Below are 13,384 nucleotides of genomic sequence, written 5' to 3' on the forward strand. Positions count from 1 at the left end.
ACCGTACGTACGGTGGTGTGAGAGGACGGAGGTTAATCACCTCCTCCTACTCGATTATACTTAAAAAATAAAAAGTTTCGATTGGCTGCAACATTTTCACCTGTTCAGTTGTATGTAAAGTGAAAGGAGGTTGTTTCTTTGTGCACAAAAGAACAAATCCAGCGTGCTATGGATGAATATGGGAATATGGTATTGCGCCTTGCGTATACGTATATGAGAAATCAACATGATGCGGAAGATGTATTTCAAGACGTATTTATTAAGCTATATGAACATATGGATCGGATACAAAGTGAAGAGCATATGAAGGCGTGGTTGATTCGCGTTACCGTCAATGTATGTAAAAATAAGCTAAAATCGTTTGCGTATCGGAAAATGGATACCTATGAAGAATGGTTGCACTCTTCGCCTATCGATAGCAGAGGTGACGTCATTGAAGCGGTGATATCGCTTCCGACAAAATATCGAGAGGTCGTTCATTTATTTTATTATGAAGGGTATCAAACGAAAGAAATTGCCGAGTTGTTGAAAAAGCGTGAAAGTACAGTTCGTTCGTTGCTTGCTCGTGCAAGAGAAATGTTAAAAAACAAATTGAAAGGGGAGTATGATTTTGCGTGAGCGATATAAAAAAGAGATGGAACATATTGTCGTGACGGAGCAATTGAAAAATAAAGTGATGGACCAGATTGAAAAAAGAGAAAAACAACCGAAGCGAAAGTCATTTCGTCCGGCGTATGGTGCCATTGCTGTGGCAAGTGTATTATTAGCTGTTAGCTTGCATCCTACATTATCCACAAAAGAGAAAACACAAGAAAAAGCAGAAATAATGATGGAAAACGATCAAGGAGAGGATATGTTGAAGCTGGAAGCTACCGATTCGAATATAACGATTCATGATGTCGCATACAATGCAAACGAACAAAAGCTTCATTTTTCGGTAACGAATAAAAGTAAAGGTGTGATTTCATTTGGATATGCGTATGCGATCGAGCGATACGATGAGGCAAAACAAACGTGGCAACCAACAACGTTAACGAATGATCTCGCATTTATTGAAATGCTTGCGTTAATTGACCAAGGACAGACTGTGAAAGATATGATTGATCTTTCATTGTTAAATCAACCATTAGAAAATGGGAAGTATCGCATTGTGCGTACGTATTATGCTGATGCAGCTCATTTCACAGGTTACATTGAATTTGACGTTGTCGATCAAAAGTTGTTGAACTTTCACACGTATATTGAGGTGAAACCGACTGAAACGAGCGAAAGTAAAGATGTGAAATTGACATGGGAAAAAGACCCGCGCTTTTCTCTGTATAGTGCTCATAACGGACTTGTCTCAACAAGAACCGGTCGCCAAGGACTGCACATATATCCGATATATGAAGGAAAAGAACAAGTCAATTTCTCGATGGAAGCTAGCGATGGAATGTTATTTACAGATAAAATAGCTGATGATGCGCTAACCATTTATGAAGCGGAGCAATCGGTATCGTCCGATGAACAAATCATTGCTGACTCCATCTCCATGCCACCTGATAGCGGCGGACAAGTGGAGAGTATTGCAGGATACGCAGGACCGAAAGTATTGTTTTTAAATGGTGAGCGAGTTGACGTTGAACCATCGATTGTTTTTTGGGAACCGAATGAAGCAAGTAAAAAAGAGGAAGTCAAAGTGAAAGTGACGGTGATCAACGCACGTACAAACGAATCCATTGGTACATTTTATGTCGTCATCGTTCGACAAGGGGATGAGTATGTGTTAGAGCACATCGAATAAACGAGGGGAAGTCCCCTCGCTTATTTTGTTAAAATAAAACGAATGCTAGAAATAGCCGCCTCATGTTCAAGAGAGCGATGGGAAAGAAGAGTTAACAGTTGTTCATGGTTGTCGATTTTATTTTCTAGCTTTTTAACGATCTCATTTGTTTCAAGCACCGCTTGTTGGATAAGCGCTAAGTCTTGTTTTGTTGCCATGTTTGCTTTGATTTCTTCAAGCTCTTGTTTTGTTGCCATGTTGGCTTTAATTTCTTCAAGCTCTTGTTTTGTTGCCATGTTGGCTTTAATTTCTTCAAGCTCTTGTTTTGTTGCCATGTTGGCTTTGACTTCTTCAAGTTCTTGCTTTGTTGCCATGTTGGCTTTAATTTCTTCAAGTTCTTGTTTAGTCGCCATGTTGGCTTTAATTTCTTCAAGTTCTTGTTTAGTCGCCATGTTAGCTTTGACTTCTGCGAGTTCTACTTCCATGTTTTCAAGCTTGTCCAAAATGCGTTGTAGCATCTGTTCCATGGTTACCCTCCTTTCTTGTGAGAAATTAGAAAGGGAAACAGCTGTGTGGGCATGTCGAGTGTTTAGGAGAGGCTTTGTTTCGTTTAGTGGTAAAGATGAAGAGCGTTCCCCGACATCTATTATACATGATGAGAATGAAGAGAGGAACACGAAAACGTATGCTCTTTCTTTTCATTTCCTCGATGGATGATGTATTGTATAAGAAGATACGAACATGGAGTGATGGACATATGTTGTGGAAAGAGGCGAAACAATTTATTACGTTATGCTATCAAGAACTAGGAAAAAGCAATGATGACATACATGAACGTTTACAACAAATTAAGCGTGAGATTGAACAAACGGGAACGTATGAACATACGTATGAAGAGCTTGAACATGGAGCGCGCATGGCATGGCGCAACAGCAATCGTTGCATCGGACGTTTATTTTGGCAGACGCTTCATGTGTTTGATGCCCGTAAGATGGAGCGGGAAGAAGATATTGCTGAGCGACTGTTTGATCACATTGAATTTGCGACAAACGGTGGGAAAATTCGTCCGACTATTACTATTTTTCGTCCTGAACGTGTTCGCATTTGGAATCATCAGTTAATTCGTTATGCCGGTTATGAAACAGAGCATGGAGTCATTGGAGACTCATCATCCATCTCGTTTACGAAAGCGTGTGAACAGTTAGGTTGGAAAGGGGAACGGACGTATTTTGACATTTTACCTCTCGTCATCCAAGTAGATGGTCGCGAGCCGAAGTTGTTTCCAATTCCGAAACAAATTGTATTAGAAGTGCCGATTGAACATCCAACGTTTTCATGGTTTCGCGATTTACAGTTACAATGGTATGCGGTGCCGATTATTTCAGATATGTACTTAGAAATCGGAGGCATACGTTATACAGCAGCCCCGTTTAACGGCTGGTACATGGGAACAGAAATTGGTGCGCGCAATTTCGCTGACGATTACCGATATAACATGCTTCCGAAAATCGCTTCCTGTATGGGGCTTGATACGTCAAAAAATAGTACACTATGGAAAGATCAGGCGCTTGTTGAATTAAATATCGCTGTTCTATACTCATATAAAAAAGCAGGGGTAAGTATTGTCGATCATCATACGGCTGCACAGCAGTTTAAGCGGTTCGAAAAGCAAGAACAAGAAGCAGGGAGGGAAGTGACAGGCAGTTGGACGTGGCTCATTCCTCCGCTTTCGCCTGCAACGACGCACATTTTCCATCAATATTATGAGAATACAATAGTCAAACCAAATTATTTTTATCAACAACGTCCATACGAGTAACACCGCTATCGACGCGGTGTTTTTTATATGAATATACATTTAATTTTCAGAATATTATTTACTACTTTCTTATTTTTTTGATATAGTATAGAAAAAAGGAAAAGGGGGAGGCTAGATTGGATTTCATTGAGCAACTCAAAACGGAAGAAATGAGAAGGAAAAATTTTTTCTTGTTCCTTATTTACACATTTAGCGCAGTAACAGGTGTGGTGGGGCTTATTTTTATTGGAGATAAAGTTGAGAAGATTGCCATTTATGGCGGAAGTCTTATGCTAAATGCCCTCGTGTATATGACGTTAAAAAAGATGAAAAAGTACGAACACATCTATCCATATTTTATTATTTTTATATTATTTTCTGCGACATTAGGTAGTTTATTTACGACGGGGGGAAGTTTAGGAACGATCGCACTCGCTTTTTGTTTAGTTGTGTTATCTGTGTTGCATTTAAATCGCACGTTGTTTGTAACAGGACTTCTACTTGGCATTATCATTTTAGTTGTCGGTGCGCTTGTTCCTTCTTCTTTTCAGCAAGTATTTCAAAAAACGGGACATACGGTTTTTATTGTTTATGTGATGATTGGTATTGCCCTTTCTGTGTTATTGCATTTAAGTCGTAAACAATTTCATCAACTCGTTGAACATGTAGGACAGACGCATGCCGAAAAAGAAAAGCAAATGGCAAGAAGACATGAACTGGAAGGTCAGTTAAAGTATATTATTGAAAATGTTGAACACATTCATCAACAAGTACTTCAAAATGTACAAGCACAAGAAGAAATGAAAGAAGCGATTCGACAAGCAGCTGTAGCAGGTCAAGCACAAAGTGAACAAGTCATTGATATTCATGATGAAGTAGCGGAAGCGAAAGCAATGAGTGAGCGGATTTACGAGACTTCTAAACAATTAAAGGAACATTCATCACAATCAAGCGAAATGGCACAAGCAGGTATACAAAAAATGCATCTATTATTAACACATACAGAAAAATTTCATGAGGCGATTCATGCGACAAAAGCAACATTAAATGCTTTAACAAATAAAATAGCTAGTACAAATGAGTTAACGAAACAAATTAAACAAATTACAAATCAGACGAATTTATTGGCTTTAAATGCGACGATTGAGGCAGCACGAGCAGGAGAGTATGGAAAAGGATTTGCGGTCGTTGCTGAAGAAATTCGTAAGTTGGCCGTATTGACGGAAGAAACGACGCAACACATCGTTCGTAATTTAGCGGAAGTCAATGAAAGCAACAATGAGCTATTAGAGCGAATGGATGAAACGAGTGAACAATTAACGAAAAATGAAACGTTGACGGATGAAGTAAATGTGTATTTTGAAAAATTGTATCAGTCGTTAAATCATTTGCAAGAACAATTATCTTACTTTTTCATCATTAGCGAAAAGCTAGAGAAGCAAGGAGAGAAAATGGATCGTTCCATTAGCGATTTTTCTGTCTTTATTCAGCAGTCGAGCGCATCGCTTGAAGAAGTAAGCGCAACGGTTGAACATTTAAAAGATGCGAATGAAAAAATGGCAGCATATGTGACAGAAACCGCTCAACGGGCTGCAGTCATTCAACAACAAATGATATAAAAAGAAAAAGCACCCCAAAAAAAAGTTGGAGGTGCTTCTCTTTTGGAGAAAATTTATGATAACTGCTCTCTTGTCTCAAGAAAATCATTCCACATTGTAAGAAATAAGTCAATCAGCTTCGGGTCAAATTGCTTTCCACGACCATCAAGCAAAATGTCTTTTACTTTTTCTGGTGGAAATGCATCTTTGTAAATGCGTTTTGATAACAACGCATCAAATACGTCAACAATCGCAACAATTCGCCCTTCTAGCGGAATTTCTTCTCCTTTCAAGCCGTTCGGGTACCCTTGTCCATTCCACCATTCATGATGGGTTTGAGCAATGTTTGCCGCCATTTGAATGACTGGTAAATCGAGATTAGCTAAAATTTGATGACCGATGAGTACATGTGTTTTCATGGATTCCCATTCTTCTTTTGTTAGTTTCCCTGGTTTGTTTAAGATGTAATCAGGAATTCCTACTTTTCCAATGTCATGAAATTTGGCAGCAACTTGAATGTTCGCGACAAATTGTTCGTCACATCCGGCCAAACGAGCAAGCATGCCAGAAAGAATACCGATGCGATGTACGTGGTTTTTTGTATCGTCATCCCGATATTCAGCTAGTTGAAGCAACCGTTCAAGCGTATCAAACATGACTTTTGCTTCTTTTGTAACGTCTTGAATGACGAGAAGGGCGCGTGATAGCTCAAAAATTTTGTTTTGTGGCAAAAGCCGAACTTTATAATAATGTGGACCGTTTTCATTTTCAAATGTCGCAAGAAATGGCTCCGTTTTTTCTTCTAATGCCGGGCAACCTGAACAAGGTACGGTGCGTTGGTGAAAAAGTTCATAACAACGACGCCCAATTGGATGTTCTTCTTCTATGCCGATATTACGTAGCAATCGTTTTGTTTTTTCATCAATCCATGTAATACGACCAAAGTCGATTGTGCTAATTTCATAAGCATAAATGTCAAGAAAATCGAAATCGCGTAAAAATAAGTATGGTCGAATAATTTCTTGCATAATTGAAAGTGTAAATTTAGAAAATCGTTCGAACGAATGAATATATTGAACGACATGTGGGTCATGCAAATATTCTTTTGTTAAAAATACCTTTTTTATCGCTTCGCAAATACATTCTGTCGTAACATGGAAAAAGCTTTCGTGATATTTTTGATCGATAATTAATCGACTCCAGTCGCGAATGATACGAAAGTACGCTTCCATATCATAATAAATTTTTTCTTGAAAAAATTGTAATAAAAAGTTTTTTACATAATGAAAAAACTTTTCCCGTTCAAAAAAACTGTATGAGTAATCTTCCCATAAACGTTCGGAAAACGATTGGCGAAACGCCTCCATAATCGCATCGACACGAAACGAAATATAGCCGCTAAATTGATCAAGATGTTGCAAATCTTGTTCTGTAAACCCATTTACTTTTTGTAGTTTGTGCAACTCGTAACGAAGTGGATGCGCTGCTTTTTCGATTTCGGCCATTTCATATGCTTCAATCGTCAATTGCATATCAAACGAAAATAATGCATGAATAGCTAATAAAATGTTAATTGCTTCATTCGGAAAAACAGGTGATATATGTTTATAAATGATTTCAACGTATTTCGTGTACGTGGCTAAATACCATTTCAAATCAAGTCCGATTTCTGAATGCACTTTACCAATGTTATATCGTTTTTCAATATACGCATCATCGACTATTCCAGCAAAGCATTCGTTTAAATATGTGATTTGCGTCTTTTTCAATCGCTTTAATGTCGAATGTTCTTCAATTAATTTGCGTAAAGAAGGGATCGATAATATCTCTTTATATAAATCTTCAACAATCCCTTTGACTAACGGTTGCAATACATCACGGTGATTATAAATGGACTGTAGCTTTTCTTCTGTTACCCCTGTGTAACTCAGCTGTTGAAGCCGCTTTTGGTCTGTTACTTGTATATGTTTCATCCCCCGAATTCTCCCCTTATCGTATATGAGCTGTTTGTAGCTGTTTTATCACTTGTTCAAACGGAACAGGTGGACTAAATAAATAGCCTTGCGCTTTGTCGCAATGAGTCGATTGTAAAAATGAGACGTGTTGGTCGGTTTCAACTCCTTCAGCGACAATATACAATTGCAGACGATGGGCAAGCGCGATAATCGCTTCTGTTAATTTGGCTGTATGTTCGTTTGTAATGACCTCAAAAATAAACGATTTATCAATTTTTAGTGTATCGACCGAAATGTGGCGTAAATAAGCAATGGATGAGTAGCCGCTACCGAAATCGTCAATTGCGATGCGAATGCCTATTTGTTTCAGTGCCCGAATCGTTTCAATGACTTGTTTTTCATCGCTTAACGCAATGTTTTCTGTAATTTCCAATTCAATATATTGTGGTTGTAAACAAGTTTGTTCCAATAACTGTTGTACAAAAGAAAGAAACTGTTCGTTTTTCAACTGACGAAGCGATAAGTTAATGCTCACGTATACGTGAGACATTCCTTGTTCATGTAGTCGTTTTAAATCTAATACAGCTGTTTGGAAAATATATTCCCCTAGTGGAATAATAAAACCATCTTCTTCTGCAATACTGATAAATTCATGCGGCGGAACGAATCCGAGCTCCGCATCTTTCCAACGGGCGAGCGCTTCCATCCCAACGAGCTGATTTTGTTTCATATCGATAATCGGTTGATAATAAATAGAAATGGCACGTTGCTCTAAAGCGACGTGTAATCGTTGGCGAATGAGTGATTTGCGGATGCGCTCTTGTTCAAACGTTGGATCGTACATCGCCCATTGATTTTTTCCTTTTTTCTTTGCCTCGTACATTGCCATATCCGCATGTTGAATCAAAGTCATTTCATCTTCCCCATCTGTTGGGTATACGCTCACGCCGAGACTTGTTGTAATAAATAATTCTTTTTGACGAATGAAAAAAGGTTCACCAAGTATATCAATCATTTGTTGTGCCACTTGTTCAAATGAAGGAACATCACCAACAATGACCGCAAATTCATCGCCCCCAAGGCGAGCGACAAAATGATCGTGCAAATGGCTTAATCGTTTCGCCACCAATTGCAACAAAAGATCGCCAGCTGCGTGACCAAGTGAGTCGTTAATGTTTTTAAAGTTATCTAAATCAAGAAAAAAAAGCGCCACCGTTTCGTTTTGTTCTTTCGCTATTTTTAAGCGTTCACGAAGTGTATCAATAAAATAACGTCGGTTTGGTAAATTTGTTAGCTCATCAAATAAAGCTTGTTTTCTCAGTTGTTCTCTACTTTTAGCGAGCGCTTGCTCGGCGCGCTCTCTCGCTTGAAACGGTTCTTTAAATGATGCTAAATATAACCCGCGTAAAAAATAAGAAAAGCCAATTACTTTATATACGTGTCCGAATACGTTTAACACATCATAAACGTGACGGTATAACGTAAAAATAAGCTCGCTTAAAAATAAAAAGACGAAACCAACAATGACATCAAGCGTTGGCGCTAGCCGTTTTTCTTTATAGTGTCGAATGAGTAAAATAATCGTGATGATGTGTAATGTTGTGATAATGTACTCTACTCCGTTTTTTAGTGGCGTTGTTCCTAGCCCTTCAATGACAAGTGGTGGTAAGGAATCTGCAAAATGAACAATACTCATTGACACAAGTCCGACATATAGTAAAGGAACGAAAAAACCAAGTAGTTTTTCCCCTTTTTGAATCGGACCATCAGGAAGCAAGAAAGCGAGCAATAAAAATACTGCTTGTGTGAGCCGAGCAGCTAGCCAAAAAGAAGTCGCAAGCTGAACGGAACTATCTGCAAACACAATGCCCGGCATTTCTTTATATGTAAGCGTGTGCAATAAATCGAGGCAGCCGACAGCTAAAAAAGTTGTCGCAATGCGCAATCGACGGCGCGATAACGCTTGCGGAAACGAAATCCATCCTTGAAACGCGATCGCCATCGCTACCGTAATACTGAAAAACTCAAGTAATGTATGAAGCGATAAAAAGTGATTTCGTTCAAACGTCCATGCGAGTGACGAACGAAACAGCAAAATCGTTAAAAAACATATGACAGCAACTGCACTTACGATTAACGTTCGTCTTTCTTTTTTTGTCATCGATGTTATGTCCCTCCATCATCCCCATGTTACATACATTATATATCGGAAAAATAGGAGAGGAAATGAAAAAATCATGAAAAAAAGCAGGGAATATCCCTGCTCCTTGTCGAGAGCAAGCACTTCGCGTCGAAAAGACGTTCGGCATGAAGTGCTTGCCTTCGCATTATAGTCGTTTTGCTCCAACGAAACGTTGTTTCCAATAAGCTTGATGGATGGAGTTTACTTGAACCCCTTTTGATGATGTCGCGTGAATCATACGACCATTGCCGATATAGATCGCCACATGAGAAATCCCTTTATGTTTCGATGTTTTGAAAAATAGTAAATCTCCTGGTGCTAGTTGGTTAAGAGAAACGGGTTTTCCTTTCGCATACATTGCACTCGAGGAATGCGGAAGTGCAACGCCTACTTTCTTATATGTATAGCTAACAAAACCGGAACAATCAAATCCTTTTGGTGTCGTTCCTCCTGTACGATACGGTGTGCCAATGACTTTATGTGCTTCAGCGATCAGTATGTTTGCTGAAAAGGCAGCCTCTGTTTTGAAAGGGCTTGCAAAATACGTGAAACATAGCAACATGAAGAGAGCGGTAGTGGCTAGAGCTTTTTTCATTGCTTGAACCTCCAAAAGACTTGTTCCATGGACGACTACATTATAGCAAAAAAGATGTCGAAAAATTGTTACATAGCCATTAAATTATGTTACAAATACATTACAACGGTCGGTTTTTGTAAAAATAAAGAGAGAATTTAACATATATGTCTGAACAGAAAAGTTGAATGTAGACGAGCTTCACGATAAGATAGGGGAGAAGTACATTGAAAAAGGGGAACTGTAATGGGTGATTGGATGATTTCTTCAGAAGCGCTTCTTGCTTTGTTAAAAATTATTGCAATTGATATTATTTTATCTGGGGATAACGCCATTGTGATTGCGATGGCTACACGTCGATTGCCGGAAAAACAACGCAATCGGGCTATTTTATTCGGCACAGCTGGCGCGGTCATTTTGCGCATATTGTTTGCGGCAATTATTGTCTTTTTATTGCAAATTCCATTTGTTCATTTTGCTGGAGGATTATTGCTCCTTTGGATTGCGTATAAAGTGTTGGTTAACGAGGAGGAAGAAGCGAACATACAAGCTGCCGACCGTTTATGGAAGGCGATTTGGACCATTATCTTAGCCGATGCTGTCATGAGTTTAGATAACGTCGTGGCGATTGCAGGAGCGTCAGGTGGGCATATTGGTATGATCGCTTTCGGTGTTGCCATTAGCATTCCGATTATGATTTTCGGGTCAAAGGCTATTGTGTTGGCTATGGAAAAATATAAATGGATTCCGTACGTTGGTTCGGGCATTTTAGCGTGGACGGCAGGAGAAATGTTGTTGAAAGATGAACAAATGAAAAAGTGGATTGCTTTTCCGCAAGGTTCGCAGTCGCTCGTATTCCTTATTGTTTTGACCGCTGTTGTTTTACTTTCTGGATACGTAAAAAATAAAAAAATAGATAAACAAAAAATCGCATAAAAATTTTGTGAACATATGTATAAAATTAAAAACAATGGTCATAATGGATAATGCTAAGTGTATTCCCCCGATCCCCCTGTGAATATACTTGAAAGGGCTATCTCCACAGCAAGATAGCCCGATTTTTTTAAATAAACAAGTTTAATCCTGCTTCTTCAGCATCGCCTAAATATGTGGCGACACCGCCAATTTCGATTCCGTCAATTAATTCTTCTTTTTTAATGCCCATAATATCCATTGACATCGAGCAGGCGACAAGTTTAACTCCTGCAGCCATGGCGTTTTTCATCAATGTTTCAATATCGTCGACATGTTTCTTTTCCATCACGTATTGAATCATTTTTGGACCCATGCCTGCCATGTTCATTTTTGATAATGGGAGGTCATGAACACCTTTTGGCATCATCATGCCGAACATTTTCTCAAGCATATCTTTTTGTACCGGCGGAGCGTCTTTTTTCCGTAAAATATTTAGTCCCCAGAATGTAAAGAACATCGTTACTTTTTTGCCCATTGCCGCGGCACCCGATGCGATAATAAACGATGCGAGCGCTTTATCTAAATCCCCGCTAAACACAACGAGCGTTGCCCCGTCTTTTTTCGTTTCTTTTATAGATGGAGTTGGTGCTGTCGTTCCTTTTTGGATATAGGCGATAAACATTTTATTTTCGAACGTAGTCTTTAGTAACGTGTTGCCCGTTTTTTTACACCATGATTGAATGTCACGAGCAAATCCAGGGTCCGTTGCTTTTACCTCTAATACATCGCCATCTTTTAGCTGTTCCATCGTTTGATATACTTTCATAATTGGTCCAGGGCATTGGAGTCCACATGCGTCTAATGTTGTTGTTGCTTGAACGTTCATGACGTCTACACGCTCCACTTGTTTTTCTGTTTGTTCCTCTTTTCGTTGCTCTTGTTGTTCGCTATAAACAGCTGCATATGTTTTATATCCGCCATCTAAGTTTTTCACGCGGAAGCCATGTTGAGTTAATATGCGTGCTGCTAAATAACCGCGTAGTCCGACTTGGCAATACACATAGATCGTTTCATCTTTAGGCAATTCATGAAGTCGCTTGCGCAATTGCCCAAGCGGAATGTTCATTGAGCCTGGAATAAAGCCCATGTCGCGTTCCATTTCTTCACGAACGTCAACGAGACATGCCCCGTTTTTCACTAATTGATTGACTTCATGCCATTGAATTGTTTCAACCATATCTTCAATGATGTTTGTTGCGACATAACCAGCCATATTAACTGGGTCTTTAGCCGATGAATATGGCGGTGCGTAAGCTAATTCTAAGTCTGGTAAGTCGAATACTGTCATTCCACCTTTGATCGCCGTTGCAATGACATCAATTCGCTTATCAACCCCATCGTAACCAACTGCTTGTGCTCCGAATATGCGACCCGTTTGTCGATCAAACAATAGTTTTAGAGCAATCGGAAATGCACCTGGATAATAGCTTGCATGTGAATTTGGATGAATGTGTATGACTTCATATTGTATGCCAAGACGTTGTAGCGTTTTTTCATTGTTTCCTGTTGCCGCTACCGTCATGTCAAATACTTTCGCGATCGCTGTGCCGAGCGTTCCTTTGTAGTGTACGTTTCGGCCGTTGATATGGTCAGCAACGATTCGTCCTTGCCGATTTGCTGGCCACGCGAGCGGAATGTGAGTTGGTTTGCCGTTAATATAGTCCATCACTTCAATTGCATCGCCAATGGCATAAATCGAAGGATCGGATGTTTGTAAATATTCATTGACTTGAATGCCACCACGTTCGCCAATAGCTAGTCCTGCTTGTTTAGCTAGTTCATTTTCTGGCTTTACGCCAATAGCTAAGACGATCATGTCCGTATTAAGTGTTGTTCCACTTTGCAAGCGAACGATTTTTCCTTTTTGCTCAAATGATGCAACGCCATCTTCTAAAATGAGACGTACGCCTTTATCTCTTATATGTTGATGAAGAATCGCCGCCATTTCGTAGTCGACAGACGCCATAATTTGTTTCGCCATTTCAACGAGCGTCACGTCTATGCCGCGTTCCCATAAGTTTTCCGCCATTTCCACACCGATAAATCCACCACCGATGACGACTGCCTTTTTCGGTTTTTTTTCATCTACATATGCTTTGATCCGATCTGTATCTGGAATGTTGCGCAATGTGAATAATTTGCTTGCTTCTTCTATTCCTGGAATGTTCGGTTTTATCGGGCTTGCCCCTGGTGATAAAACGAGATAATCATAGTTTTCTTCATACGTTTTTCCTGTTGGCAAATGTTTTACAGTTACCGTTTTCCGTTCACGGTTGATCGCAATGACTTCACTTTGAATGCGGATGTCGAGATGAAATTTTTCCGCCATGCCTTCAACCGTTTGAACGAGCAAAGCATCACGCTCTGTAATAGCGCCGCCGATATAATATGGAAGACCACAGTTTGCAAATGAAATATATTCTCCACGTTCAAACATCACGATTTCCGCTTGTTCATCTAAACGGCGTAGACGGGCCGCTGTTGTTGCGCCACCAGCTACACCACCAACAATGACAATTTTTTTGCTCATTATTGATCAA

General features: G+C 39.5%; 10 protein-coding genes. 5 read left to right on the forward strand and 5 right to left on the reverse strand.

Annotation, left to right across the window (positions count from 1 at the left end):
- Positions 1-138: 138 nt before the first annotated feature.
- Positions 139-618, forward strand: coding sequence for a sigma-70 family RNA polymerase sigma factor (locus CS060_RS10930; protein WP_035050768.1), 480 nt, complete (start codon positions 139-141; stop codon positions 616-618).
- Positions 605-1,783, forward strand: a complete 1,179-nt coding sequence (locus tag CS060_RS10935) for an immunoglobulin-like domain-containing protein (RefSeq protein ID WP_035050769.1) — start codon at positions 605-607, stop codon at positions 1,781-1,783. Before CS060_RS10930 ends, CS060_RS10935 begins: the two co-directional genes overlap by 14 nt.
- A 20-nt stretch (positions 1,784-1,803) precedes the next feature.
- Here CS060_RS10935 and CS060_RS10940 read toward each other — a convergent pair whose 3' ends face one another.
- Positions 1,804-2,289, reverse strand: a complete 486-nt coding sequence (locus CS060_RS10940; RefSeq protein WP_099668958.1) for a hypothetical protein — start codon at positions 2,287-2,289, stop codon at positions 1,804-1,806.
- Positions 2,290-2,519: 230 nt separating this feature from the next.
- Here CS060_RS10940 and CS060_RS10945 point away from each other — a divergent pair, with 230 nt between their 5' ends.
- On the forward strand, positions 2,520-3,581 hold the full coding sequence (locus CS060_RS10945) for a nitric oxide synthase oxygenase (RefSeq protein WP_035047178.1): 1,062 nt from the start codon (positions 2,520-2,522) through the stop codon (positions 3,579-3,581).
- A gap of 116 nt (positions 3,582-3,697) precedes the next feature.
- On the forward strand, positions 3,698-5,179 hold the full coding sequence (locus CS060_RS10950; protein WP_035047175.1) for a methyl-accepting chemotaxis protein: 1,482 nt from the start codon (positions 3,698-3,700) through the stop codon (positions 5,177-5,179).
- A 53-nt stretch (positions 5,180-5,232) separates the two neighbouring features.
- On the opposite strand, the gene CS060_RS10955 is transcribed toward CS060_RS10950, so the two are convergent.
- The 3 genes from CS060_RS10955 to CS060_RS10965 form a co-directional block, all read right to left on the reverse strand.
- On the reverse strand, positions 5,233-7,131 hold the full coding sequence (locus CS060_RS10955) for a protoglobin domain-containing protein (RefSeq protein WP_099668959.1): 1,899 nt from the start codon (positions 7,129-7,131) through the stop codon (positions 5,233-5,235).
- Between the two features lie 16 nt (positions 7,132-7,147).
- A complete protein-coding gene (locus CS060_RS10960) occupies positions 7,148-9,274 on the reverse strand; it encodes a bifunctional diguanylate cyclase/phosphodiesterase (RefSeq protein ID WP_099668960.1) in 2,127 nt (708 codons plus the stop codon).
- Positions 9,275-9,440: 166 nt separating this feature from the next.
- The gene (locus CS060_RS10965; protein WP_035047172.1) at positions 9,441-9,890 is read right to left on the reverse strand and encodes a C40 family peptidase; all 450 of its coding nucleotides are present in this window, start codon (positions 9,888-9,890) and stop codon (positions 9,441-9,443) included.
- Between the two features lie 225 nt (positions 9,891-10,115).
- Between CS060_RS10965 and CS060_RS10970 the strand changes: the two genes are divergently transcribed.
- Positions 10,116-10,805 carry a TerC family protein gene (locus CS060_RS10970; RefSeq protein WP_035047170.1) on the forward strand — a complete coding sequence of 230 codons (690 nt, stop codon included), beginning with the start codon at positions 10,116-10,118 and terminating at the stop codon, positions 10,803-10,805.
- A 127-nt stretch (positions 10,806-10,932) separates the two neighbouring features.
- Here CS060_RS10970 and cdr read toward each other — a convergent pair whose 3' ends face one another.
- The gene (gene cdr, locus CS060_RS10975; protein WP_035047167.1) at positions 10,933-13,374 is read right to left on the reverse strand and encodes a CoA-disulfide reductase; all 2,442 of its coding nucleotides are present in this window, start codon (positions 13,372-13,374) and stop codon (positions 10,933-10,935) included.
- Between the last annotated feature and the right edge of the window lie 10 nt (positions 13,375-13,384).

Source organism: Anoxybacillus flavithermus, assembly GCF_002742685.1.
Taxonomy (GTDB): domain Bacteria; phylum Bacillota; class Bacilli; order Bacillales; family Anoxybacillaceae; genus Anoxybacillus; species Anoxybacillus flavithermus_E.